This is a genomic window from Nonomuraea sp. NPDC050790 (assembly GCF_044456745.1).
Taxonomy (GTDB): Bacteria; Actinomycetota; Actinomycetes; order Streptosporangiales; family Streptosporangiaceae; genus Nonomuraea.
Genome location: NZ_JBITGF010000006.1, coordinates 585620 through 610763, shown reverse-complemented (window position 1 = coordinate 610763; position 25144 = coordinate 585620). Strand labels below are relative to the sequence as shown.

Annotated in this window: 22 protein-coding genes; 9 read left to right on the top strand and 13 right to left on the bottom strand. The window is 71.5% G+C overall.

Annotated features, from left to right (window positions below):
* Positions 1-77 precede the first annotated feature (77 nt).
* Complete coding sequence (locus tag ACIBEJ_RS32195) at positions 78-1067, top strand: hypothetical protein (protein ID WP_397186627.1); 990 nt, start codon at positions 78-80, stop codon at positions 1065-1067.
* Positions 1067-1759 carry a hypothetical protein gene (locus ACIBEJ_RS32190; RefSeq protein WP_397186626.1) on the top strand — a complete coding sequence of 231 codons (693 nt, stop codon included), beginning with the start codon at positions 1067-1069 and terminating at the stop codon, positions 1757-1759. The genes ACIBEJ_RS32195 and ACIBEJ_RS32190 overlap by 1 nt, the downstream gene beginning before the upstream one ends.
* Here the strand turns inward: ACIBEJ_RS32190 and ACIBEJ_RS32185 are convergent.
* From ACIBEJ_RS32185 to ACIBEJ_RS32165, 5 genes are read right to left on the bottom strand one after another with little or no spacing between them, the layout of a single operon-like run.
* Positions 1746-3938, bottom strand: a complete 2193-nt coding sequence (locus ACIBEJ_RS32185; RefSeq protein WP_397186625.1) for a right-handed parallel beta-helix repeat-containing protein — start codon at positions 3936-3938, stop codon at positions 1746-1748. The genes ACIBEJ_RS32190 and ACIBEJ_RS32185 overlap by 14 nt on opposite strands.
* The gene (locus tag ACIBEJ_RS32180) at positions 3935-5281 is read right to left on the bottom strand and encodes a M1 family metallopeptidase (protein ID WP_397186624.1); all 1347 of its coding nucleotides are present in this window, start codon (positions 5279-5281) and stop codon (positions 3935-3937) included. The genes ACIBEJ_RS32185 and ACIBEJ_RS32180 overlap by 4 nt, the downstream gene beginning before the upstream one ends.
* On the bottom strand, positions 5278-6936 hold the full coding sequence (locus tag ACIBEJ_RS32175) for a hypothetical protein (RefSeq protein ID WP_397186623.1): 1659 nt from the start codon (positions 6934-6936) through the stop codon (positions 5278-5280). The genes ACIBEJ_RS32180 and ACIBEJ_RS32175 overlap by 4 nt, the downstream gene beginning before the upstream one ends.
* Before the next feature lie 25 nt (positions 6937-6961).
* Positions 6962-7825, bottom strand: coding sequence for a carbohydrate ABC transporter permease (locus ACIBEJ_RS32170; RefSeq protein WP_397186622.1), 864 nt, complete (start codon positions 7823-7825; stop codon positions 6962-6964).
* A 13-nt stretch (positions 7826-7838) separates the two neighbouring features.
* Complete coding sequence (locus tag ACIBEJ_RS32165; protein WP_397186621.1) at positions 7839-8834, bottom strand: ABC transporter permease; 996 nt, start codon at positions 8832-8834, stop codon at positions 7839-7841.
* 158 nt (positions 8835-8992) lie between these two features.
* Here ACIBEJ_RS32165 and ACIBEJ_RS32160 point away from each other — a divergent pair, with 158 nt between their 5' ends.
* The 5 genes from ACIBEJ_RS32160 to ACIBEJ_RS32140 all read left to right on the top strand — a co-directional run bounded on the left by ACIBEJ_RS32160 (position 8993) and on the right by ACIBEJ_RS32140 (position 16722).
* The gene (locus ACIBEJ_RS32160) at positions 8993-9991 is read left to right on the top strand and encodes a hydroxyacid dehydrogenase (RefSeq protein WP_397186620.1); all 999 of its coding nucleotides are present in this window, start codon (positions 8993-8995) and stop codon (positions 9989-9991) included.
* Positions 9992-10008: 17 nt separating this feature from the next.
* Positions 10009-11097 carry a LacI family DNA-binding transcriptional regulator gene (locus ACIBEJ_RS32155; RefSeq protein WP_397186619.1) on the top strand — a complete coding sequence of 363 codons (1089 nt, stop codon included), beginning with the start codon at positions 10009-10011 and terminating at the stop codon, positions 11095-11097.
* A gap of 89 nt (positions 11098-11186) precedes the next feature.
* Positions 11187-12521 (top strand): M60 family metallopeptidase, encoded by a 1335-nt coding sequence (locus tag ACIBEJ_RS32150; RefSeq protein WP_397186618.1) that lies wholly within the window; start codon positions 11187-11189, stop codon positions 12519-12521.
* Positions 12518-14845 carry a polysaccharide lyase 8 family protein gene (locus ACIBEJ_RS32145; RefSeq protein ID WP_397186617.1) on the top strand — a complete coding sequence of 776 codons (2328 nt, stop codon included), beginning with the start codon at positions 12518-12520 and terminating at the stop codon, positions 14843-14845. Before ACIBEJ_RS32150 ends, ACIBEJ_RS32145 begins: the two co-directional genes overlap by 4 nt.
* Positions 14842-16722: a DUF2264 domain-containing protein gene (locus ACIBEJ_RS32140; protein ID WP_397186616.1), complete on the top strand. Its 1881-nt coding sequence runs from the start codon at positions 14842-14844 to the stop codon at positions 16720-16722. The genes ACIBEJ_RS32145 and ACIBEJ_RS32140 overlap by 4 nt, the downstream gene beginning before the upstream one ends.
* Here the strand turns inward: ACIBEJ_RS32140 and ACIBEJ_RS32135 are convergent.
* Together ACIBEJ_RS32135 and ACIBEJ_RS32130 are read right to left on the bottom strand one after the other, a co-directional pair.
* Entirely contained in the window at positions 16703-17260 is a 558-nt protein-coding gene (locus tag ACIBEJ_RS32135) for a DNA-3-methyladenine glycosylase I (protein ID WP_397186615.1), read from the bottom strand. The genes ACIBEJ_RS32140 and ACIBEJ_RS32135 overlap by 20 nt on opposite strands.
* Entirely contained in the window at positions 17257-17916 is a 660-nt protein-coding gene (locus ACIBEJ_RS32130) for a hypothetical protein (RefSeq protein WP_397186614.1), read from the bottom strand. Before ACIBEJ_RS32130 ends, ACIBEJ_RS32135 begins: the two co-directional genes overlap by 4 nt.
* 28 nt (positions 17917-17944) lie before the next feature.
* On the opposite strand from ACIBEJ_RS32130, the gene ACIBEJ_RS32125 reads away from it, so the two are divergent.
* Entirely contained in the window at positions 17945-18226 is a 282-nt protein-coding gene (locus ACIBEJ_RS32125) for a hypothetical protein (RefSeq protein ID WP_397186613.1), read from the top strand.
* A 10-nt stretch (positions 18227-18236) separates the two neighbouring features.
* Here the strand turns inward: ACIBEJ_RS32125 and ACIBEJ_RS32120 are convergent, their stop codons facing one another.
* The 4 genes from ACIBEJ_RS32120 to ACIBEJ_RS32105 all read right to left on the bottom strand — a co-directional run bounded on the left by ACIBEJ_RS32120 (position 18237) and on the right by ACIBEJ_RS32105 (position 21990).
* Entirely contained in the window at positions 18237-18821 is a 585-nt protein-coding gene (locus ACIBEJ_RS32120) for a TIGR00730 family Rossman fold protein (RefSeq protein ID WP_397186612.1), read from the bottom strand.
* A gap of 280 nt (positions 18822-19101) precedes the next feature.
* Positions 19102-19866, bottom strand: a complete 765-nt coding sequence (locus ACIBEJ_RS32115) for a TIGR00730 family Rossman fold protein (RefSeq protein ID WP_397186611.1) — start codon at positions 19864-19866, stop codon at positions 19102-19104.
* Between the two features lie 225 nt (positions 19867-20091).
* The gene (gene dapE / locus ACIBEJ_RS32110) at positions 20092-21144 is read right to left on the bottom strand and encodes a succinyl-diaminopimelate desuccinylase (RefSeq protein WP_397186610.1); all 1053 of its coding nucleotides are present in this window, start codon (positions 21142-21144) and stop codon (positions 20092-20094) included.
* Between the two features lie 12 nt (positions 21145-21156).
* Positions 21157-21990 carry a 2,3,4,5-tetrahydropyridine-2,6-dicarboxylate N-succinyltransferase gene (locus tag ACIBEJ_RS32105; protein WP_397186609.1) on the bottom strand — a complete coding sequence of 278 codons (834 nt, stop codon included), beginning with the start codon at positions 21988-21990 and terminating at the stop codon, positions 21157-21159.
* Between the two features lie 37 nt (positions 21991-22027).
* Between ACIBEJ_RS32105 and ACIBEJ_RS32100 the strand changes: the two genes are divergently transcribed.
* Positions 22028-22852, top strand: coding sequence for a hypothetical protein (locus tag ACIBEJ_RS32100; RefSeq protein WP_397186608.1), 825 nt, complete (start codon positions 22028-22030; stop codon positions 22850-22852).
* Positions 22853-23132: 280 nt separating this feature from the next.
* On the opposite strand, the gene ACIBEJ_RS32095 is transcribed toward ACIBEJ_RS32100, so the two are convergent.
* Together ACIBEJ_RS32095 and dapC are read right to left on the bottom strand one after the other, a co-directional pair.
* The gene (locus ACIBEJ_RS32095; protein WP_397186607.1) at positions 23133-23798 is read right to left on the bottom strand and encodes a DUF4178 domain-containing protein; all 666 of its coding nucleotides are present in this window, start codon (positions 23796-23798) and stop codon (positions 23133-23135) included.
* 76 nt (positions 23799-23874) lie between these two features.
* On the bottom strand, positions 23875-24945 hold the full coding sequence (gene dapC, locus ACIBEJ_RS32090) for a succinyldiaminopimelate transaminase (protein WP_397186606.1): 1071 nt from the start codon (positions 24943-24945) through the stop codon (positions 23875-23877).
* Between the last annotated feature and the right edge of the window lie 199 nt (positions 24946-25144).

The following is a 25144-nucleotide window of genomic DNA, read 5'->3' as shown; positions in this document are numbered from 1 at the left end:
CCCCATCGACTTTGGTAGGTCCTCCGTAGCCCGAGGACCGATCCGCCGCGCCCGTCCGCGTCCCTAGCGTCGGGGGCATGTCACTCAAAGGCCTGCCGCCGGCGGTGGGGCTGCTGTTGCTGGCCCCGGTCTGCGCCGAGTACCTCAGTGGTTACGACAGCTCCACGGGCGACGTCACCGAGCTGCTCGGCGGCCTGTTCGTCTTCGTCCCCCTGTACGGCGCCGCCGCCCTGCTCATCCGCGAGGGCGCCCGCAGGGCGGGCCGGGGCTGGCCGACGATGTTCCTGCTGGCGGCGGCCTTCGGCGTGATGCAGCCGGGCCTGATCGACCAGGCGATGTTCAACCCGTCCTACCGCGACATCGCCTACCTGGCGCCGATGCTGGAGCCGACCTACATCCCGCAGCTCGGCATCGGGGCGTACCTGTCGCTGCACTGGGTGGCCGGGCACGTGGTGTTCAGCATCTGCGCGCCGATCGCGATCATGGAGTCGTTCCTGAAGCCGGAGCGCAGGACGACGCCGTGGCTGGGGTGGCCGGGCTTGGTCGTCACGGCGCTGGCGTTCGCGGGCGCCGCCTGGTTCGTGGTCACCTGGCATCTGAAGACGGAGAACTTCGTCCCGTCCACGGCGCAGCTCGCCGGGGCGGGGGCGGTGGTCGTGGCACTGGTGGCGGTGGCGTTCTCGGTCCGGTCGCGGTCCGTGCCGTCGGATCCTCGGCCCGCGCCGAACCCGTGGCTGGTCGGCGGGGTGACGCTGGTCCTCATGTCGGTCTCGATGGTGCTGGAGTGGACGACCTCCCTGGTCGACTGGACCGGCTTCGCCGTCTACGCGGGGCAGCTGGCGCTGCTGGCCGTGCTCCTGGTGACGTGGTCGCGGCGGACGGGCTGGGGACAGCTCCACCGGCTGGCCGCGGCGGGCGGCGCGCTGCTGGCCCAGGCGGCGGGGGCGTTCGTCACCCAGCCGCTCGGGGACGTCTCGGCCACGGCCAAGCTGGGGCACAATGTGGCCTTCGCCCTGGGCGTCGTCCTCCTGATCATCCTCGCTCGCAAGAAAGCCGGACTCCGCTGATGACCGCCTCCGACCGGACCGTCGTGAAACTTCCCGCCGTGCAGCTCGTCCTGGTCTGGGCGGGCGGGCCGCTGCTCGGGGCGGTGGTGCTGTGGCTGGTGAAGGCGCTCATCGAGTGGGCGGCGACCTGGACGTGGACGCCGTTCGAGAAGCCGGTCAAGCTGCTGGCGGGGCTGGCCGAGCCGTACGCCACGGCCGGGGCGATCGGGCTGGGGGCCCTGGGCGGGCTGGTGCTGGCGTTCCTGATCATCGCCGACCACGTGGGGATCGTGGTGGACGGCGAGCGGGCCGTCTTCACGCACGGGGACGACCGCCTGGAGGCGCGCAGGGCCGACGTCGGCGCGGTCTTCATCGACGGAACGCACCTCGTCGTCCAGGGGCACAGGACGGAAGTGCTGGTCAGGACCCGCGGCGACCTGCCCGAGCGGGCCGACATCGAGCGCGCCTTCGTGGTCCACGGCTACCCGTGGACCGCCGGGGACCCCATGCGGGCGGAGTTCAGGAGGTGGGCCGACGGGCACCCCGACCTGGACGCCGCCGCTCACTCCTTCTTCAGGGCCAGGCAGGTGGCCCTGGAGAAGGGTGAGAAGGCCGACGCCGACGAGCTGCGGGCGGAGCTGGCCAGGCTGGATCTGGTGGTGCGGGAGGAAGGGAAGAAACAGTACTGGCGCCGCCTGCCTAGCGGATCCTGACCTCGGACAGGCCGATCGCGCCGGTGCCCGCGCGCTGGACGCGGACGTAGCGGGCCGTGCCGGTGACCGAAACGAACGTGGGCCGGAGGGCTTTGCCCGGCACGTGGAAGCGCCGGGCGTCGGACAGGTCGGCGCGCGTGGCCAGCACGACGTCGAAGCCGGCCGTCGTCATCGCGGCGTCGTTCCAGATCTCCACCTCGGTGAGCGGGTGGGCGGCGCCGAGGTCCACCTGCCACCAGGCGTCCGGCTCGCTCGCCGTCCTGCTGTCGGTGGTGGTGGAGCCGTCCACGGCGTTGCCCGCGGGCCCCTCGGTGGAGGACTGGGTGGCGGGTCTGCCGCGGGCCAGGTCGGGGGCGAGCTGCTCGACCGGGCCCGGTGCGGCTCCGGCGCGGCCCGCCACCTCCAGGGCCTCGCGCGGGAGCCGTTCCAGAGCGGTGTGGTTGTCGCGAGCGGCCGAGCCGCGGCCGGTCAGCGGGGGCGCGTCCGTGTCGGTCCAGTTGCCGGTGGCGAGGTTGTCGATGCCGTACTCGGCCCAGTTGGAGACCCACTTGTAGCCGACGCGGGTGATCACGTTGCCCTCGACGCGGATGTGGGAGCTCTGCTCGTCCAGGTAGACGCCGTTGCCGTCGCGCTCGGTGTTGCCGTAGGCGGAGCGGTTGACGTAGTTGCCGCTGATCACCGTGCCCGGCTGGGGGCCCTGGGTGTAGATGGCGCCGCCGTCGTGCTGGTCGTGCTCGACGAGCATGACGTCCACGATCCGGTTGTTCGTCAGCTTGTTGTCGCGCATGTCGGGCTTCTGGGCCTCGGGCTGGTTCCAGCCCCATCCGAGCGAGATCCCCGAGTACGGCAGCCGCTCCAGCGTGTTGTGGTCCACGACCAGCGAGCTCTCGTACCCGGCCCAGATCCCGACCGCGTCGGTGAACTCCACGCCCGCCAGGTTGATCACGTTGCGGGCCACGGTGTTGCGCTCGCCGCGCAGCTCGGCGGGCGGGTTGGGCTCGGTGTCGCCGACGTAGACGGCGCCCGAGGACAGGTCGGTGAAGGTGGAGCCGGTGATCGAGGAGTCCTTGGTGCCCGCCTCGAAGATCACTCCGGCGCCGCCGAGCCGCGTGAACACGCAGTCCTCGACCACGACCCCGCGCCCGCCGCGGACCACGAGCGCCGCCGCGGGCTTGGTGTAGTGGCGACCGGCATGCCCGGCCGGGCCGGTGGCGCCGGTCAGCGTGAACCCGGCCTGCGTGCCCGCGTAGCCCTCCGCGGTGTCGGGCTGCGGGTAGGCGGCGTGCTCGAAGGCCAGCCCGCGCACCCGCACCCGCGCCGCCCCCTCGATCCGCAGCAGCGTCTCGGTCGCGGGCGCGACGACGTCCTCGGGGCTCTCCCCCGCGCGCGGCAGATAGGTGACGGTACGGCCGGCGCGGTCGTAGACGAACTCCCCCGGCCGGTCGAGCAGCTCGATGGCGTTCTCGAAGTAGGAGACCTTGGCGTAGCGGGCGGAGTCCACGGTCGTGGAGTCCCAGGCGGGGCCGGTGCGGCCGGTGCCGGAGGCGGAGTTGGCCCAGCACGGCTGGGCGAAGACGATGCGGTCGCCCTCGACCCGGTCGATGCGGCAGTGGTAGTTGCGCCAGCGCACCCGGATGACGGCCGAGGCGTTGCCGGGATCCCGCCAGCCCGCCACGCCGGACGCGAGCGCGCCGGTCATGCCGTCCTTGGTGGCGTCGCAGACCGCCGCGAGGCAGGCGTCGCCGCGCGCGCGGACCGCACGGACGCCGCCCACGAACAGTTGCCTGGGCGAGAGCCCTTCCGGGGCCGTGGTGACCCAGCGGCCCGCCTCCTGACGCCAGCCGGTCAGGCGGACCCCGCCGGACAGCACCGGCTCCTCACCCGGCTCGGCGGTCCAGGTGATCGTGCGGCCGGGCGGGGCGCTGTCGCGCGCGTCCAGGGTCAGCGGGCGGGTCAGCCGGTAGACGCCTCCTGCCAGGCGGATCTCGATGTCGCGGTCCATGCCGTCGGCCACGGCCTGCCGTACCTTGTCGCGGGCGGCCTCCAGCGAGCAGGGGCGCGCGGCCGAGCAGGCGCCGCCGCGGGCGTCGGGGGCGACGTGGTAGACCTTCGGGCCCTGCGCGGGCGCGGCGGGGACGATGGCGGCGGCGGCGGTCGCCGCGGCGATCAGCTTCCTCACGAGGCGCTCCAGTCGTGCAGGGGCGGGTTCTTCTCGCCGTAGAGCCAGGCGCGCAGGAACGTGTCCAGGCCGGGGTGGCGGGTGGTGCGGACGGCGTGGGCGACGAAGTCCTCGGTGGAGGCGTTGCCGTCCTTGTGGCGCGCGACCCAGGTGCGCATGACGCGGTCGAAGGCGCGCTCGCCCACCTCGGTGCGCAGGGCGTAGAGGACGAGGGCGCCGCCGTCGTAGATGTTGTAGCCGCCGAGGGCCTTCGGGCGGCCGGGCGGGCCGTCCTGGGCGCGGACGGCGTCGAGCCTGCCGTAGACGGTGCGCATCTTGTCGGCGAGCTTCTCCCTGCCCTGCTCCTCGTTCCAGACGGCAGCGTAGAAGACCGCGGGGCCCTCGTTGAGCCAGGCGTCCTGCCAGGTGGAGGGGGTGACCGAGTCGCCGAACCACTGGTGGACGAGCTCGTGGATCATCGTGTTGGAGTAGGTCGGCTTGGTGAACCAGCCGGTGCCGAACAGCGACAGGGTCTGGTTCTCCAGGGCGTCGGTGTAGCCGGGGTAGATGTGGACGCCGTAGGTGGAGAAGGGGAAGCGGCCGAAGCGGCGCTCCGCCCAGGCGATCTGGGCGCCGGTCTCGGCGGCGATGGGGCCGTAGCGGGCCTCCTCGCCCTGGGGGACGACGTGGCGCAGCGGCAGTCCGCGCGGGCCCGTGCCGTAGAGGTAGGTGCCCTTGACGACGGCGAGGCCGAGCAGTTCCGACGCCATGGGCTCGCGGGCCTCGAACGTCCACAGGTCGCCCCGGCGCGAGCGCAGTTCGCCGTTGGCGGTGGCCACGTAGCCCTCGGGGACCTTGACGCGGAAGGTCCAGGTGGCCTTGTCGGAGGGGTGGTCGTTGACGGGGAAGAACGTGTCGGCCCTGCTGGCCTGCGCCGCCGCCGCGAAGCCGCCGTCGGGGCCGAAGCGCCAGCCGGTCAGGCCGCTGCGCGGGGCCTTGCCGTTGCCGTGCAAGGAGATCTCGGCGGTGAAGCGGCCGTCCAGGGCCCGCTCCGGCGCGACGGTGAGCTCCTGGCCGGTGCGGCCCGGGGAGAGCGTCCAGGCGGCGGGCCTGCCGTTCACGGTGACGGCGTCGATCTCGTGGCCGTCGGTGTCGAGGTTGAACGACGACAGCGCGTGCGTGGTCCTGGCCGCGATCTTCACGGTGGCGCTGAAGTCGTAGGTGACGGGCGTGAAGGCGAAGCTCACGTCGTAGTGGCGCACGTCGTAGCCGCCGTTGCCGAGGTCGGGGAAGAGCGGGTCGCCCACCCCGGCAGCCCCCGGTACGGCCAGCGTCCCCGCCACCAGCAGGGCCAGCGCCTTCACCGGGGACCTCCCGACTGCTGCAGCGCCTGCTCGAACTCGGCCCGGATCTTGTCGCCGCCCTGCGCCCGCCAGTCCTTGACGAGCTGGTCCAGCTCGCCGAGCTTGGCCCGGCCCGCGACGATCGAGGTGACCTTGTCGTTGCGCATGGTGTAGAGCGACTCGTACTTGTTCTCGCCGGTCGGTGAGAACATGCCGGTCGTCGGGTCGTAGACCGCCTGGGGGATCATCTTCGACAGCGCCGCGTGCAGGTGCTCGACGCCCTGGCGCGAGGTCGGGTCGTAGACCGCCTGGGTGGGCGCGGCGATGTACTTCCACGGGACGGTGATGTCCTTGGCGCCCTGGTCGGTCAGGACCGGGTTGCCCTTGTCGTCGCGGGTGTGGTCGGTGCCCTCCAGGCCGTACTGGATGAGCGTGTACTCCTCGCTGCCGAACGGCGCGGCGAAGAAGTCGGCCACGCGCAGCAGTTCCTTGACCCTTGCCTCGTCGGCCTTCTTCAGCAGGTTGGTGGAGAAGGCGATGTTGTTGGCGAACACCACGGCCTTGTCGCCGATGGGCAGCAGCGGGCGCGGGTCGGCCTTGGGGTCGATCTTCTTCTGGGTCTGCAGGTAGTTGCCGGGTCCCAGGTAGGCGGGCAGGCCGTCGTAGGTGATGGCGGCGCGGCCGGAGTTGAACTCGTTCTTGCGCTTGAGGGTGTCGAAGCCCTCCGAGCCCGGGTAGACGACGCCGGCCTCGCGCAGCTTGATCACGTACTCCAGCGCGGCCCGGTACTCCTCGGTCTCGATGGCGTGGGTGAGCTTGCCGCTGACCTTGTCCAGGCGCCACTCCAGCGGCACGCCGAACAACTGGGTGAAGATCGACAGGCCGAAGACGCCGCCGGTGGCGGTGACGATCGCCCAGCGCCGCTCCTGCGGCCTGGTCAGCTCCTTGAGCAGTTCGGCGAAGCGGTCGAGGTCGCCGATCTGGGCCAGGTCGGTGACGCCCGCCTCGGCGAACATCTCGTGCCGGTAGAAGCCGAGGCCGCCGACGAGGTTGCGCGGCACGGGCACGCCGTAGAGCTTGCCGCCGATGATGCCCTGCTTCCAGAAGACCTCGGGCAGCGCGGCCAGGTTCGGGTACTCCTTGACCTTGTCCCCCGACAGGAACGGCGTCAGCTCGGCGCACTGGCTGGCGGCGAAGGCGGGCAGGTTGTTGACGCCCTGGGTGGAGATGTAGGGGAAGATGTCGGGCAGGTTTCCGCCCGCGACCAGCGTGGAGAACTTCGTCGGCCAGTCGTCCGTGGGCACGATCATGACGTCGGCCGTGCCGCCGAGCCGCTTCTCCATCTCCCGCCAGGCCGCGTTCTGCTCGCGTCCCGGCGGCGGCGGAAGGAACGTCTTCATCGCGATCTTCACCTGGCCGCCGGACATCGGCGGCTTGCCCACCGACCTGAACAGCTCCTTCGGATAGGTGAAGTACGCGTCGGGCACGCCCGCCGCGGTCCCCGGCAGGTCGGGCTTGGGGATCGAGGAGAGCGGAGTGTAGGTCGGCAGCTTGACCGTGAGTCCCTGGGCCTTCGTCGCGGGCGCCTGCGCGCCGCCGGAGCCGCAGGCGGCGGCCACCGAGGTGACGGCCACGCCCGCGGCGAGGCCGAGGAAGCCGCGCCTGGAGAGGTTCATGTGGATCTTCCTTCGGGTGGGGGGTTCAGCCCTTGATGGCGCCGGTGAGCACGCCCTTGGTGAAGTAGCGCTGGAGGAAGGGATAGACGATGAGGATGGGGACGACCGCCACCACGAGCACCGCCATCTGGATGGCCTGGACGGGGGCGGGGGCCTCCGCGGCGCCGCCGAGGCTCTCCAGCGTCCGGCCCTGGAGCACGAACATGCGCAGGATCATCGGCAGCGGCCACTTCTCGGTGTCGTCGAGGTAGAGGAGGGCGTTGAAGAAGGCGTTCCAGTACGCGACCGCGTAGAACAGGGCGATCACCGCGATCACCGCCTTCGACAGCGGCAGCACGATCCGCACGAGGATGCGCAGGTCGCCGGCGCCGTCCATGCGGGCGCTCTCGGTCAGCTCGCCGGGCAGGTTCATGAAGAACGAGCGCAGGACGACCAGGTTGAAGGCGCTGACCAGGCTGGGCAGGACGAGCGCGGCGAAGGTGTTGAGCAGGCCGAGCTGCTGGACGGTCAGGAAGTTGGCGATGATGCCCGGGTTGAACAGCATCGTGAACAGCGCCACGACCAGGATCGTCCGGGAGCCGGTGACCTCGCGGCGGCTGAGCCCGTAGGCCATGCCGATCGTGGCGGCGAGGCTGGCCAGCGTGCCGATCGCGGTCACGAGCACGCTGACGAGCAGCGCGCGGGTGACCGTGCCGCCCTCGAAGATGGCCCGGTAGGCGTCGAGCTGCGGCGCGGACGGCAGCAGCACGAAGCCGCCGGCCTTGGCGATGTCGGTCTCGGCCGACAGGCTGGTGCCGATCACGCCGACGAACGGGTAGATCACCAGCAGGCTCACGCCGAGCAGGATCGCGCCCTTGACCGCGAGGCCGGCCCTGCTGGGCCGTTCCATCCAGGCGGGACGCTCACTTGGCCGCACCGCGGTACACCCCCTCGTGGCCCAGCAGGTGTGCCACCTTGTTCGCGCCGAGCACGAGGGCCGCGCCGACGATCGCCTTGACCAGGCCCACCGCCGCGGCGGGACCCCACTGGCCGTCCTGGATGCCGTTGAAGTAGACGAACGTGTCCAGCACCTCGGCCGACTCGGCCCCGACCGCGTCGCGCTGGAGCAGGATCTGCTCGAAGCCGACCGACAGGATGCTGCCGAGGTTGAGGATGAGCAGCAGCACGATGATCGGCGTGATGCCGGGCAGCGTGACGTGCCAGAGCCGCCGCCAGCGGCCCGCGCCGTCCATGGCCGCCGCCTCGTAGAGCTCCTGGTTGATGGAGAGCAGCGCGGCCAGGAAGATGATCGTCCCCCAGCCCGCGTCCTTCCAGAGCACCTGCAGGGTCACGAGCAGCGGGAAGGTGTCCGGGTTCGTCATCACGTCGACCCTGGGCAGGCCGGCGCTCTCCAGCAGGTTGGGCAGCGCTCCGGCGCCGCCGAGGATCTGCTGGAAGATCGAGACGATGATCACCCAGCCGATGAAGTGCGGCAGGTAGACCACGCTCTGCACGAACCTGCGGACCTTGTCGCTGATCACGCTGTTGAGCAGCAGCGCCAGCGCGATCGGCGCGGGGAAGAAGAGCACGAGCTGGGTGAGCGTGATCTTCAGCGTGTTGACCACGGCGTTCCAGAAGCGGCCGTCGCCGAAGATCAGCTCGAAGTTGGCCAGGCCCGCCCACGGGCTGTCGATGAAGCCCAGGAACGGCTGGTAGTCCTTGAACGCCACCACGTAGCCGATGAGCGGCGCGTAGTGGAAGACCAGGAAGTAGACCAGCCCTGGCAGGGTCAGCAGCAGCATGACCCGGTCACGCCGGATCCGCTCGCGCAGGGTCAGCCTGCGTGGCGCGGCGCCCGCCGTACCGGTCGCGGGACGGCGGGGCGTCACGGCGGCACGCGGTTGCGATGAAGTCGTCATGCGTCGTCCCTCCGATTGGCCGTGACCGTAGTAAGCGTTTTCCCCATTCGTCAAGACCCTGGTGAGCAAAAGGCCAGATCGCTTGACTGCGCAGCAGGCAGGGCCTAGCGTGCGGCCTCAAGTTCATAGAATGCGCTTACTATCGGGGAGCGAAACACGTGCGGGAAGAGAGCCGAAGACCGCGTGCCGCCCTGGCCATGGGGCCCGGCGTGCGCGAGTCGGTCTTCAGCGGGGGCGTCCTCGACCGGCTGGCCCGCCTGGTCGACCTCCACGACGAGGTCATGCACGAGGTGGACGAGAAGGTCCTGGCGGAGACGGAGGTGCTCGTCACCGGCTGGGGCTGCCCGCCGTTCGACGAGCGGCTGCTCGGGGCCGCGCCGGGGCTGCGGCTCATCGCCCACGCCGCGGGCACGGTCAAGACGTTCCTGGACCCGGTGGTCCTGCGCACCGTGCGCGTCTCCAGCGCGGCCGACGCGAACGCGATCCCGGTGGCCGAGTTCACCTTCGCGGCGATCGTGTTCGGGGCGAAGCGGGCGTTCACGATGGCCCACCGCTACCGCACCGAGGGCAGCAAGCGGGACTTCTCCGGCATGCCCTGGCTGGGCACCCACCGGATCACGATCGGCGTCGTCGGCATGTCCCGCATCGGCAGGCGGGTGCTCGCGCTGCTGCGCAACCTCGACGCCGAGGTGCTGGTCTACGACCCGTACGCCGATCCGGGCGAGGCCGCGGCGCTCGGCGGGCGGCTGACCGACCTCGACACGCTGGTGCGCCGCTCGCACGTGGTGACCCTGCACGCGCCGGACACTCCGGAGACGCACCGGATGATCGGCCGGGAACGGCTGGCGCTGATGCGCGACGGCGCCGTCCTGGTCAACACCGCCCGCGGCGCGCTCGTGGACACGCTCGCCCTGGCCGAGGAGGTGACGAGCGGCAGGCTCGACGCGATACTCGACGTCAGCGATCCCGAGCCGCTGCCGCCCGGCCACCCGTTCTTCGCGCTGCCCAACGTGTTCGTCACGCCGCACCTGGCCGGAGCCCAGGGCAGCGAACTGGCCAGGCTGGCCGACTCGGCACTGGACGAGGTGGCACGCTACTGCTCGGGCCGCCCGCTGAGGCACGAGATCCACATCGACGAACTGGGCAGAATAGCGTGAGCGACAAGGGAGGGCACGTGACCGAGGCGACCATCGCCGACGTGGCCAGACTCGCCGGGGTGTCCAGCGCGACCGTCTCCCGGGTGATCAACCGCAACTACCCGGTGGCCGAGTCGACGCGCGCCCGGGTGGAGGCGGCCATCAGCGAGCTGGGCTATGTCGCCAACGCGCACGCCCGCGCCCTGGCCGGGGCGACGAACAGGACCGTCGGGATCATCATCAACGACGTGATCGACCCGTTCTACGCCTTCATCGCCCGCGGCGTGGAGCGCGAGGCCACCGCCCAGGGCCGGCTCTGCATCATCTGCTGCACCCAGGGCAGCCACGAGCAGGAGCTGGCGCTCATCGACCTGCTGCACGAGCAGCGGGCCGACGCGGTCATCCTGGTCGGCGGCGCCTACGAGGACCGCGCCTACGCCACCCAGGTCGGCCGCAGGGCCCGCGCGCTGCACGCCAGCGGTTCCACGCTCGTGCTGTGCGGGCGCCCCTCGGTGGGCGGCGACGTCCCGACCAAGGTCGTCGAGTACGACAACGAGGGCGGCGCCTTCGCCATCACCGACCACCTGATCACCCAGGGGCACCGGCGCATCCTCTTCCTCGGCGGCCCCGCCCTGTTCTCCACCACGGTCGCCCGCCTGGCCGGGCACCGGCGCGCGCTGGAACTGCGCGGGCTGGGCTACGCGGACGACCTCGTGCAGCCGGGCCCGCTCAGCCGCCGCTTCGGCTACGAGCGGGTCAGGGAACTGCTGGCCGAGGGCGCCGACTTCACCGCGATCTTCGCGGCCAACGACAACGTCGCCGCCGGGGCGATGCAGGCGCTGGAGGCGGCCGGGCTCACGGTGCCGGGCGACATGTCCGTCGTGGGCTATGACGACGTCCCGCTCGCCCAGGAGCTCCGTCCCCGGCTGACGACCGTGCGCATCCCGCTGGAGGAGATGGGCCGCCAGGCCGTACGGCTGGCCCTCGGCGTCTCCGACGGCAGCGACTACCTGTCCCCCGTGCAGACGAGCACCCGGGTCGGGACCAGCATCGTGGTCAGGGAATCGGTCGCCGCGCCGAAACCGCTTGCGACCCCGCGTGGCAGAAAAACCGCAGGTCGCCGATAGAAACCGGTAGAAAGTTCCGGAAAGCCTTGACGGAGCCTAGTAAGCGCTTTCAAGCTCGGGCGGCATACGGCCCTGCCAAGGAGAACCCGATGCGAAACCTCCCCAGACGTGGCTTCCTCACCCTCACCGGCGCCCTCGCCGCCGCCCCCTTACTGGCCTCCCCCGCACCGGCCTCTTCCTCGCCGGCCTCTTCCCCGACGGCCTCTCCCGCGCGGGCCTCGGGGACCGCCCGCCGTACCGTGGTCGTGCGGGGGCGGGTGGCGGCGGAGAGCGAGCGGCTGCGGCTGCAGCAGGCGCTGCGCACCACGGACTTCCACCACACCGGCGTCTACCTCCCCGCGGCCGCCAAGCTGACCGTCGAGGTCGCCGCCAAGGACGGGCTGCTGCCCACCCTGCACGTCGGCGCCCCCGACACCCACCCCGACGTCGCCTACAAGAACCCGCGCGCCTACCCGCTCGTCCCAGGCGCCAACACCGTCGAGGACGCCGGCGGCGGCATGGTCTACCTGTCCATGATCGGCGCGGGCGAGCAGGCCAGGGTCAGGTTCGTGAGCGGCGGACTGGAGGCGCCGGTCTTCCGGCTCGGCCGGACGACGGAGGCGGACTTCCAGGCCCAGCTCGACCGGCTCACCGGCGTGCCGCAGGCCGAGCTGGTCTCAGGCCACGCGATCGTCACCGTCACCCGCGAGGGCATCCTGCAGTGGCGTGAGCAGGACCACGCCGCGCACCTGCGGCTGCTCGAATCGATCATCGACTCGCACGCCGCGATCTCCGGCCTGCGGCAGGACGAGCGCGGCCCGCTGCCGTTCCACCTGGTGGAGGCGCCGCGGATGCCCCCGGGCGCGGGCGCCTACGCCACCCACGGCTGGACCGCCTACCCACGCGCCTACCTCGACCGGCTGCTCACCGTGGACGGGCTGCGCACCCGAGGCTGGGGCGTCTACCACGAGCTCGGCCACCAGCACCAGCAGATGGCCTACAAGCCGGGCGACCTGACCGAGGTGACGGTCAACATCTACTCGCTGGCCGCCCAGCGCGCGCTGGGCCAGCAGTCCAACCTCACCAAGCCGGACGCCAAGACCGGGCTGACGCCGTACCAGAGCGCGCTGCCGAAGCTGCCCGCGGCGGACTTCACCAAGCTCGGGGCGTTCGAGAAGCTCGTGCCGTTCAGGCAGTTGGAGCTGGCCTACACCGAGGCGTTCTGGCCCCGGCTGCACCGGCTCGTACGGGCGGAGAACCCGCCCTCCGACTGGACCGAGACCGCGCGGCGCTGGGGGTACCTGGCCCTCTACACCTCGCGGATCGCCGGGCGGGATCTGAGCGGGTTCTGGACCCGGTGGGGGGCGCCGCTGACGCGGGAGTGGCTGGACCAGGTGGCGGCGCTCGGCCTGCCCGCCGCCGACCCGTCCGGGCTCAGCGAATGATCACCCGCAGGGCGCTGCTGGCGGGCGCGGTCGCGGCGCCCGTGCTGATGCGCGCGAACCCGGCCGCCGCGGGATCGGCTGCGGAGTTCGCGGCGCTGCGGGCCAAGGCGGTCGCCATGCTGGCCGGAGGGGCGTTCGATCCGGCGGATCCGGCCTTCGCCGCGCCGCTCGCCCGGCTGGACGCCGCCGCGTCGGGGTGGCGGTCGGCCATGGAGCGGGCGGCGGGCCGTACCTTCCTGTGGGCGGACCTGCCGCTGACCGGGGCCAGCGCCGACATCGCCGCCAGTTACCAGCGGCTGCGCACGCTCGCCCTCGCCTGGGCGACCAAGGGCACCGGCCAGTACGGCGACGCCGCCCTCGCCACCGACATCCTCGGCGGCCTCGACCTCCTGTACGCCCGCGCCTACAACGAGACCAAACGCGAGACCGGCAACTGGTGGCACTGGGAGATCGGCGCCCCGCGCGCCCTCATGGACACCTGCCTGCTGCTGCACGACCACATCGGCGCCGGCCAGCGGGCCGCGTGGATTCGGGCGGTCGACCGGTTCTGCCCCAACCCCGACCGGCGTACCAACCTCACGGACTTCGCCGAGACCGGCGCGAACCGCGCCGACAAGGCCCTGATCGTCGCCCTGCGCGGCATCGCCGGGGAGGACGCGGCCAAGCTGGCGCTGGCCCGCGACGGCCTGTCCGACGTGCGCGACGGCGGCAGGCGCTCGCTGTTCGCCTACGTCGGCTCGGGCGACGGCTTCTACACCGACGGCTCGTTCGTCCAGCACGACGTCGTGGCCTACACCGGCTCCTACGGCGTGGTGCTGCTGCAGTCGGTCAGCGCGGTGCTCGGCCTGCTCGGCGGTTCGGCGTGGGAGGTGCGCGACCCGAAGCTGGCGGTGGTGCTGGACGCGGTCGAGCGCACCTACGCGCCCTGGATCCACGACGGGCTGATGATGGACAGCGTGCGCGGGCGGGCGGTCACCCGGCAGTTCGGCCGCGACCAGCACGCCGGGCGGGACACCGTGGACGCCGTGCTGCAACTGGCCGCCGGTGCGCCCGCCCCCTACGCGGGGCGTTTCCGGGAGCTGGCCAAGGGGTGGGTGCGCCGGGGCAGGTTCCTGGAGCTGGCCGACGTCCCGGCGACCGCGCGGGCCACGGCGCTGCTGGCCGACCGGTCCGTGGTGGCGGCGCCGCGCCCGTCCGGCCACCACGTGTTCGCCGCGATGGACAGGATCGTGCACCGCCGGCCCGGGTGGTCGTTCGCGATCAGCCTGTCGTCCAGGCGGATCGCCATGTACGAGTGCGGCAACGGCGAGAACTACCGCGCCTGGTACCAGGGCGACGGCACCACCTACCTCTACACCGACGGCGCCGACGGCAGGGACCACTACACCGCCGACTACTGGCCCACCGTGAACTCCTACCGCCTGGCCGGCACCACCGTGGACACCCGCCACCGCGACCCCGCCGTCTCGGTCAGCGGCACCGGCACCTTCCGCCCGGCCAACACCTGGGCGGGCGGAACCACGATCGACGGCTACGGCGTCGCGAGCCTCGACCTCATGGCCGCCGGAACCACGCTGACGGCCAGGAAGAGCTGGATCTGCCTGGACGACGCGGTGGTCTGCCTGGGCGCGGGGATCACCAGCACCGACCACAGGACCATCGAGACGGTCGTCGAGAACCGCGGCACGACGGCCCGGCTCACCACGCGCGGCGACCGCGCGCACCTGAGCGGCGTCGCCGGGTATGTCCTGCTCTCCCCCGGCGAGCTGCGCACACTGCGCGAGCGCAGGACCGACACCTGGCGGGCCATCGACGACGGACCCGGCACCGGCGGCACCGCGGACCCGGTCACGCGCGACTACGCCACGCTGTGGCTGGACCACGGTGCCAACCCCGCGAACGCCGCCTACGCCTACCTGGTCCTGCCGAACGCCACGCGCGAGCAGACCGAGGAGTTCGACCGGGTGCGGGTGCTGTCCAACACCGCCGCGGTGCAGGCGGTGGCCGCGTCCGGCCGGTCGGTGGGCGGCGGGCGGCTGTTCGCCGCCACGTTCTGGAGCGCGGGCACCGCGGGCGAGGTGAGCGCCGACGCCCCCTGCACCGTCCTGGTACGGCAGGCCGCCGGCCGCATCCGGGTGGCCGTCGCCGACCCGGGCAGGACGACCCCCACGGTACGGCTCGCCTTGGGCCGCCCGGCCCACCGGCTGATCAGGGCCGACGATTCGGTCACGGTCACCCTGGGAAAGAATGCGGCCCTCACCGTGAACCTGTCCGGCTCAGGCGGCCGGACGCACACCGCAGAACTGGCGATCGGCAGGACATGACGTTTTCCCCCCTCCCACCCACCAACCGCATCCTCTCCCCCCGAACCGGCTGGACCCGCGACCACTGGGAGGCGATGGCCGACCAGTTGCTCGACGCGGTCGTGCCCTACGCCTCGCCGGGGCAGGCCCGCTACGACCTGCCCGGACGGGCCTCCTGGTCAGGGGTGCGCTCGGACGGGCTGGAAGGCTTCGCCCGCACCTTCCTGCTGGCGGCGTTCCGGATCGCGGGGGCGGGTGGCGCGGCGCCGCCCGGCCTGATCGAGCGCTACGCCGACGGCCTGGCCGCCGGCACCGACCCCTCGGCCCCCGACTCCTGGCCGGAGCTGACCGACTGCTCGCAGCAGATGGTCGAGGCCGCCTCGATCGCGATCGGCCTGCACGAGACGCGGGCCTGGCTCTGGGACCGGCTCGACTCCTCGGTCCAGGAGCGGGTGGTCGAGTGGCTGGGCGGGTTCGTGGGCAGGCGGACCTGGGACAACAACTGGATGCTGTTCCAGACGGTGTCGGAGGAGTTTCTCAAGTCGGTCGGCGGGCCGTACCGTCAGGAGGAGATCGACCGGGGCCTCGCGCGCATCGAGGAGTGGTACGTCGGCGACGGCTGGTACACCGACGGCGGCACCCGCAACTTCGACTACTACTGCGGGTGGGCGCTGCACCTGTATCCGCTGATGTGGACGCGGATGTCGGGGGCGTCGGGTGGGGTGTACCGGGAACGCCTCCACACCTTTTTGACGACTTATCAGCATTTTTTCGGGTCTGATGGCGCGCCCATGCACCAGGGGCGGTCGCTGACCTACCGCTTCGCCGCCCTCGCGCCCGTCTGGCTGGGCGCGCTGGCCGACGCCACTCCCCTGTCGGCCGGGCAGACGCGCAAGCTGGCCTCCTCCGTGGTCAGGCACTTCGCCGAGCGCGGGGTGCCGGACGAGCGGGGGCTGCTGTCGCTCGGCTGGTACGGCACGTTCCTGCCCGCCACCCAGTCGTACTCGGGGCCCGCCTCCCCATACTGGGCCTCGAAGGGCTTCCTGGGTCTTCTCCTCCCGCCCGACCACCCGGTGTGGACCGAGCGCGAGCAGCCCCTGCCGTTGGACGAGCACGACGTCGTGGCCGCCATCCCCGCGACCGGCCTGCTGCTGCACGGGACCCGGCACGACGGCGTGGTCCGCCTGGTCAACCACGGCAGCGACCACGGCGCCCCGCCCGACGACCCCCACTACGCCCGGCTCGCCTACTCCACCCGCACCGGCCCGGACCACGGCCAGTCCGCCGACAACCACATCACTGTCGCCCCCGCCTCCCCCCGAGGCGCCATCCACCCCCTGACCTGCGAGGACAGGACCGCCTCCTCCTTCTACGAAACCCCGGACGGCACCCGGATCACCACCACCTCGACCGTCCGCGGCCCCTGGGAAATCCGCGTCCACACCATCACCCCACCGAACGATTCACCGGTCCCCGAAGCCGACCACGCGGCCGCCGACGCCCCGCCGGTGCCCGTGGGCGATCACCCTGCGGCCGACATCTCAGTGGTGCGGGAAGGTGGTTACGCGGTGGCCGACTTTTCGCCGCCTGCGGTGGCGACCGGGCCCGGGTGGGCGTTGGCGCGGCGGGCGGACGGGCTCACCTCGGCGCTCGTCGGCCTGTACGGCTGGCAGCGCGCCACCGTCGTGCGCGACGTCGAGGCCAACGCCTTCGGCCCCCACTCGGCCACACCCCGCCTGGAGGCGGACCGTCCAGGGACACACGTGACGCTGGTGGTGCTGTCGGGCGACGCCGTACACCCTGGAGCCCTTCGCGACGCCATCGGCGTCGAGGTGCGCGCGGACGCCGTCGAGATCACCTTCCCCGACGGCGACACGGTCAGCGTAGCCCGGTCCTGACGACGCAGTCGGCGAGGTGGTCGTTGACCAGGCCGATGGCCTGCATCAGGGCGTAGGCGGTGGTCGGGCCGACGAAGCGGAACCCGTGCTTCTTCAGCTCCTTGGCCAGCGCCTTGGAGCCCGGGGTGATGGCGGGAACGTCGCTCATCGCCTTGGGCACCGGCGAGTCGGGGTCGGCGTGCCGCCACACCAGCTCCGACAACCCGTCCGGCAGGTCTAGCGCGGCCCTGGCGTTGGCGATCACCGCCTCGACCTTCGCCCGGTTGCGCACGATGCCCGCGTCACCGAGCAGCCGCTCCACGTCACGCTCGGTGTAGGCGGCCACCTTCTCGATGGCGAACCCGTCGAAGGCGGCGCGGAAGTTCTCCCGTTTGCGCAGGATCGTCAGCCACGACAGCCCCGACTGGAACGCCTCCAGCGACACCCGCTCGAACACCCTGTCGTCCCCGCGAACCGGCTGCCCCCACTCCTCGTCGTGGTAGGCGATGTACATCGGGTCCGCCATGCCGGTCCACCAGCAGCGGATCACCTCACTCACGCGCTCCCGCCCTCCGGCTCCTTCGCCTTGTGGACGAGCACGTCGGTGGGCGTGGGCTGCTTCTCCGCGTCCTCCACATCCTCGTCAGCCTCGGCGGGCTCATGCGGCACCACACTCTCGTGCGGTACGGCAGGCACCTCCGCGGCAGGCGCCTGAGACGCGGCAGGCACCTCCGAAGCAGGCCCCAGAGACGAGGCAGGCCCCTGAGACGAGGCAGGTGCCTGGGACGCGGCAGGCGCCCCCAGGCCGGGTGCCGCGGGATCGCCCTCCTCGGCCAGGTCACGCTCGACCACCGGCGGCTCGTGCTCGGTGCGGAGCGCGGCGCCAGGGGCGGCATAGATCTCCTGCCGGGCCTGCAGGCGGCTGGACAGCAGTTCCGAGACCCGCTGCTCCAGCACGGCGATCCTGGTGTCACGCGCGCTGATGGCACTGGCGGCGCGGCGCAGCGTCTCATCGACACTCTGCGTGTGATACCCGACCAGGTTGACCGGCAGATGCAACGCCATGAAGTCGACCGCCGTGAGCTGCCCAGGCTCGGGCAGATCGAGCGGCGGGACGTCAGGCGGGAACTCGGTCAGCTCACCGCCCTTACCGAGGGAGACCAGCACCACACAGGCGAGAATGGCGAGCGCGGCGATGGCGAGTACGACCAGCACATTGGCATCGTACTCATACGATCGAGACATGCAGCCCACACTTGTCGCCCCGGGCACGCGCGTCGACCCCTCCTGGACCCGCGCCGGCTCCCCCGCGGAAGCCGCCCACCTGGTGGCGACGGGCAAGGTCGTGGTGGTCGAACTACCCGCCGACCTCAACCCCGCACTGGCCGCCGCCGCCGTCTACCGCTGGCACGGAACCCAGATCTTCATCACCCACCACCACGACGAGGTACGGCAGGCGATCGACATGACCGACTCCCTGGCCGGCCGCCGCCCCCCAGCCCTGACCCGCCGCGGCCTGGCCTAGCAAGAGAGAATCAGGGAGTGGCCTCACCGAGCTCGGCGACGGAGGGCCGGACCGGCTTGGTGGCGCCCTCGACATGGGCCATCGCGTCCTCCACGGTGGCGGTCCAGGCGATGGCGTCGAAGACGTTGGCCCGGGTGAAGCCCTGGTCATACATGTTCTCGATGAGCTGCCGCAGAGGGTCGTAGAGCCCCCAGGGATCGAGGATCACCAGCGGCCGGTCATGGATGCCGAGCACGCGGGCCGTCCAGATCTCGAACAGCTCCTCCAGGGTCCCGATCCCGCCGGGCAGCACGAGGAAGGCGTCGGAGCGGGCGTCCATGAGCCCTTTGCGTTCACGCATGTCAGCGGTGACAATGAGTTCGCCGGAGTCCTGGTCGGCTACCTCGATGTCGACCAGCACCTGCGGAATGACCCCGATGGTGTGCCCACCGGCGGCACGGGCGGCGGCGCCGACCGCCCCCATGCACGACACCGTGGCCCCGCCGCTGACCAGCGTGTGACCCCTCTTGGCCAACTGGGTCCCGACCTCGGCGGCCAGCTCCACGTACTTGCGGTCGATCTTCAGGCTGGAGGCACAGAAAACACACACATTCACGACACGCCACCCTATGCGCCCCACCCAAACCGGGCGCACCCGGGCGAACCACGGTGACGTGCCGACGCATCGCCGTGGCGGCGAGCGCCACGTCCGACGTGAGAAGCGACCACCCGACCGGCGCCCGCCGACGACGGCGGGCGGCGCCGGGCGGGCTTGCCGTAACAAAAGCCAGTCGCGACAGAAGCCAGTCATGACAGAACCGGTCGTGGCGGAACCAGCCGTGACAGAAACCAGCCGTAGCAGAGCCAGCCGTGACAAAGACCAGCCGTGACAGAAGCTACTGAGGTTCGACGATCGGCTGGGAGCGCAGCGTGTCGCCCTCGGTGATGATGCGGACGGCGGCGTGGACGTCGTCGGTGAGGTGGATGAGGTCGAGGTCCGCCGCCGCGATCTTGCCCGTGCCCAGGAGCGTGGTCTTGATCCAGTCGACCATCCCGCCCCAGAACGACGTCCCCACCAGCACCACCGGGAACGACGTCACCTTCTGCGTCTGCACCAGCGTCAGCGCCTCGAACAGCTCGTCCAGCGTGCCGAACCCGCCGGGCAGCGCGATGAACCCGCACGAGTACTTGACGAACATCGTCTTGCGCACGAAGAAGTAGCGGAACTCGATCCCGAGGTCTACGTAGTCGTTCATCCGCTGCTCGAACGGCAGCTCGATCCCCAGCCCCACCGAGACCGCGCCGTCCACCTCCGTGGCGCCCCGGTTGGCCGCCTCCATCACGCCGGGCCCGCCGCCGGTGATGACCGCGTACCCGGCCTCGGCCAGCGCCCGCCCCAGCTCCACGCCCAGCTCGTAGTCGGCGGAGTCGTCCGGCGTCCGTGCCGAGCCGAACACCGTGACCGCCGGCGGCAGTTCCGCCAGTTGCCCGAAGCCCTCCACGAACTCCGCCTGGATGCGCAGGACCCGCCACGGATCCATGTGCAGCCAGTCGGTGGACCCCTGCCGGTCGAGCAGGCGCTGGTCGTGGGTGGACTCGGGCACGAGCTTTCCGCGCACTACCGCCTGACCCTGGCGACGCTCGGGACGTGACTGCTTCATGCGGTCACGCTATCCCCCAGTCCATGCCATCCGGGCGAATCCCGGCTTACAGCTACGAAACCGCAGGTCAGCCCGACGGTGAAACCTCTTGTAAAAATCTTCGAAGAAGGAGGAACCGAAATTCGCGAACCCTGCGTCTAATCGGCGAGGGTGCTGCTCGGGACTGAAAGTGGCTCTCCCCGCCAAATGGCCGGCGAGGAGAGCCACTTTCACGTATGTCCCCCTTCAGGCCAGCCAGTTCAGCATCGCACGCTCGCTGTCGGCGATCTTCTCCAGCGACACGTACTCGCCCTGCTGATGCGCCAGGTTCGGATCCCCGGGACCGTAGTTGACCGCGGGCACGCCCAGCGCCGAGAACCTGGCCACATCCGTCCAGCCCAGTTTGGCCCGCGGCTCACCGCCGACCGCCGCGGTGAACGCCGCCGCCACCGGATCGGTCAGCCCGGGCCGCGCGCCCGGCGCGGCGTCGGTGAAGCTCACCTCGAAGCCGTCGAACACCTCGCGCACGTGCCGCTGCGCCTGCTCGACCGTGAGGTCGGGCGCGAAGCGGTAGTTCACGGTCACCACGCACGCGTCGGGGATGACGTTGCCCGCCACGCCGCCGCGCACGCCGACCGCGTTGAGCCCCTCGTGGTACTCCAGCCCGTCGACCACCGGCAGCCTGGCCTGGTAGGCGTTGAGCCTGGCCAGCACCGGCTCGATCCCGTGGATGGCGTTGACCCCGAACCACGACCGGGCGCTGTGGGCGCGTTTGCCCGCCACGTGGACCTCCGCCCGCAAGGTCCCCTGGCAGCCGCCCTCGATCACCCCGTCGGTCGGCTCCATCAGCACCGCGAAGTCGGCCGCCAGCCACTCGGGGTGCTCGCGGGCGACCCTGTTGAGCCCGTTGCGCTCGGCCTCGACCTCCTCGCAGTCGTAGAAGACGTAGGTGACGTCGCGGTTGGGCGCGGGCAGCAGCGCGGCCAGCCTGAGCGCGACGGCGACGCCCGCCTTCATGTCGGAGGTCCCGCAGCCGTAGAGGCGCCCGGCCTCCACCCGGCTCGGCAGGTTCGCGGCGACCGGCACCGTGTCGAGGTGCCCGGCGATCAGCACCCTCTCCGCGCGGCCGAGCGACGTGCGCGCCACGACCGTCTCGCCCAGCCTGTCCACCCGCAGGTACGGCAGCGCCCGCAACGCCCCCTCGACCAGATCGGCAAGGGCCTTCTCGTCCCCGCTCACCGACTCCACGTCCACGATCGCGGCGGTCAGCGCGCCCGCGTCCTGGCTCAGATCAAGCATGAGTACTCCCCTTCAGGCGTTGACGCCGTGCTCGCGCAGCACCTCGTTGAGCGCGGCCTTGTCGTGGCGCTCTCCCGGCTCCAGCTTCTTCAGCACCAGCACGCACGGCAGCCCGAAGGTGCCGCCGGGAAACTCCTTCTGGCGCGTTCCACCGACGGCCACGCTCCAGTCGGGGATGCGCCCGCGGCCCAGCTCCTCGCCGGTGTTCACGTCGATGACCGGGATCGAGGCCGACAGGATCGTGCCCGCCCCGACGACCGCGCCGCGACCGACCCTGGCCCCCTCGACGATCATCGCGCGGCTGCCGACCAGCACGTCGTCCTCGATGACCACGGGCACCGCGTTCGGCGGCTCCAGCACGCCGCCGACGCCGACGCCGCCGGACAGGTGGACGTTGTCGCCGATCTGGGCGCAGGAGCCGACCGTCGCCCAGGTGTCGACCATCGTGCCCTCGCCGACGTAGGCGCCGATGTTGGTGAAGGACGGCATCAGCACCACGCCGGGCGCGAGATAGGCGCCCCAGCGGACGATCGCGCCCGGCACCACGCGCACGCCGTCGAACGTGGTCTTCAGCGGCTGCCTGTCGTGGTGCTGGAAGTCGCCCACCTGCGACCTGGCCATGCCGAGCACCTTGAAGCTGAGCAGGATCGCCCGCTTGGCCCGCTCGTCCACCAGTACCTCGCCGTCCTCCAGCCGGGCGACCCTGGCCTTGCCGGTGTCCAGCAGGTCGATGGCGGAGACGATCAGCGTGCGCGCGTCGGTGTCGGCCGGCGACAGCTCCGCCCTGCGCTCCCACAACTCGTCGACCGCGGCCGGCAGCGGCGAGGACATGCTCTGGTGGCTCATGGCCCCGGAGCCTATCTGGCCGGGTAGGTTTTTCAGGGTGCGCGTGCGCTTCTCCCGAGGGGTCCTGACCATCGCGGCCATCGTCGTCGTGCTCGCGGTGGCCATCACCGTGGGCCTGTACAACCTGCTCAAGCAGGCCAAGCCGTTCCGCCAGGTCGTGGCCGGATGCGTGGTACGCACGCCGACCGGCGAACTCAGCCTGGACGTCGAGCAGGCGCAGATCTCGGCGACCATCGCGGCGGTGGCCGCGCGTCGCAAGCTGCCCGAGCGGGCGGTCGTGATCGCCTACGCGACGGCGCTGCAGGAGTCGAAGCTCTTCAACCTCGACCACGGCGACCGCGACTCGCTCGGCGTCTTCCAGCAGCGCCCCTCGCAGGGCTGGGGCAAGCCGAAGCAGATCATGGACCCGGTCTACTCCACCAACAAGTTCTTCGCCGCCCTGGTCAAGGTGAAGAACTACCGCAAGATGCCCCTCGCCGAGGCGGCCCAGGAGGTGCAGCGCTCGGCCGGCGGCTACGCGTACGCGCCGCACGAGAGCGACGCCAAGATCCTCGCGGCCGCGTTCACGGGGCGCGTCCCCAGGTCCGTCCACTGCACCTACCCGGACCCGACCGCCACCCCCGCCGCCACGCCGCGCCCGCGCACCGAGGAGGCCCGCCGCAAGCTCGCCCGCGCGCTGGGCAGCACCGCCATCACCACCGAGCGCCGCGGGTGGCTGGTGGCCGCGTGGTCGGTCGCCCACGCCCAGGAGTACGGCCTGCGCCGCGTCGACTACAACGGGGTGTCCTGGCGGGCCGAGGAGGTCAGCGACGGCTGGAAGCCCGGCGGCAAGTCCTCCACCACCGAGGTCGTCCTGTCCTGACCCCCCGAGACCTGATCCAGCCGTTCCACCCGCGCGCGGAAATGACACTCTGTCCTGAACCCGGCATCGCTGGAACGAGCGCCGGTATTGCTGGCAAACGACGAATTCTCGGAAAATTGCCCGCAATATCGCGTGTTCCAGGAAGGTTGTCGGCAACCGCCAGGCCCGCACCACTTCGGGCCTTCGCGAACCTGACATCCCACATCCCGGCCCGGCGAAACGGCAGGATGGGCACGTTCCATCGACCGGCGACGCGGCCCGCTGCGGACGGCCCGAAACGTCAGGAAGCGTGGCTGATGATGGCGATGGAACCCGGCGGCAGGGGCTGGGCGTAGGCGGCGGTCCAGGGTGAGCCCTGGACCCGCTCGAAGGAGAGCAGGCGCCCGTCGGCGGCCCGGTAGTCGGCGAAGTCCAGCAGGCCGCGGTCCGGGTGGCCGGTGTCGCCCTCGGAGCGGAAGGCGGCCGTGCCCCGGTCCACCGGGAAGAACTCCACGCCCTCCATGATGATCATGCTCTTGGCCGGGATCATGCCCTGCGTGGGCACCTCGGTCCAGACGAGAACCTCCAGGTGGGGCGGGTCACCGGAGACCAGCCCCTGCCGGATCTCGACCGTCAGCCACCGGGCCCGCCGCGAGCCGTCGTCCAGCAGGTACTCGGTCCACTGCTGCCCCTGGAGCGCCACGTGCAGGGCCCCGAGCACCTCGGAACGCGCCCCGTGCACCTCGATCCGGTCGCCCACCCGGATCTCGCGCGGATCGTCGTAGCCGGCGGCGGGCGCGGGCATGCTCACCGGCGCCGGCATCGGGCTCTGGACCACCACGTCCTCGGACGGGGGCGTGGCCGAGCGGCCCCTCCTGTCCTGGCGCATGGTGGCGACGAAAGCCCCAAGCAACAACAGGACGGTGGCGATGCTCAGCCCGAGTACGACCCAGGAGGTCATGCTCATCGTCCAGCTCGCTCCACTCGCGGTCTGCCTCGGCAAACGCCCTGTATCTACTTATGTCTACGTACGACGCGCGATCCTACTGGAGGCGACGCACGGCCGCATCGATGCGTTCGTCGGTTGCCGTTATCGCGATGCGAACGTGCCGTTCACCTGCGGATCCATAGAATTCACCCGGCGCGACCAAAATGCCATTTTCGGCTAGCCGCCCAACCTGCTCCCACGCGGGCTCGCCGTTCGTGGCCCACAGGTACAGCCCGGCGGTCGAGTGGTCCACCCGCCAGCCCGCCTTCTCCAGCGCGGGACGCAGCGCCGCCCGGCGGGCCGCGTAGCGCTCGCGCTGGGCGTCGGCGTGGGCGTCGTCGGCGAACGCGGCGGCCATCGCGGCCTGGACCGGCTGCGGCATCAGCATGCCCGCGTGCTTGCGCATCTCCAGGAGCCGCCCGACCAGCGCCGGGTCGCCGGTGACGAAGCCCGCCCGGTAGCCGGCCAGGTTCGAGCGCTTGGAGAGCGAGTGAACGGCCAGCAGCCCCTCGTGCGAGCCCTCGCACACGTCCGGATGGAGGATCGAGACCGGCCTGTCCTCCCAGCCGAGCTCGATGTAGCACTCGTCGGAGGCGACCACGGCGCCGCGCTCGCGCGCCCAGGCCACGACCTTGCGCAGGTGCTCGGCGGGCAGCACCTTGCCCGTGGGGTTGCCCGGCGAGTTGACCCAGACCAGGTCGACGCGCTCGGGACCGAGGGCCAGCAGCCCGTCCGCCGCGGTGCCCTCGGCTCCGGCCAGCCGGGCGCCGACGTCGTAGGTCGGGTAGGCGAGTTCGGGGAAAACGACCCTCTTGGCGCCCAGGTACGTGGGCAGCCAGGCCACGAACTCCTTGGACCCGATCAGCGGCAGCACGTCCCGCTGGTCCACCCGCACCCCGTGGCGGCGGGCCAGCCATCCGGCGGCGGCCTCGCGCAGCGCCTTGGTGCCGTGGGTCAGGGGGTAGCCGGGGCTGTCGGCCGCCTCGATCAGCGCGGTCCGCACCAGCGGCGGCACCGGGTCCACCGGCGTGCCCACCGACAGGTCCACGATCCCGTCGGGATGAGCGGCGGCCCGCTCCTTGTACGGCACGAGCCGGTCCCAGGGGAAGTCAGGCAGGTTGTTCACAGAACCCCACACTAGTGGCCCCGGGTCACGGGGGATTCCCGTTCCCAGGTGTGGGTTCCGCGCCCAGGGGTTGACGAAACGCCGTGACGGCGGGCGCCACGTCCGGCGTGAGAAGCGACCCCCACGATCGGCGCCCGCCAGGGTCGGCGGGTGGCGTGGGGGTGGCTTGCCGTCATGGATGGAGCGTCTCGGAGAGCGA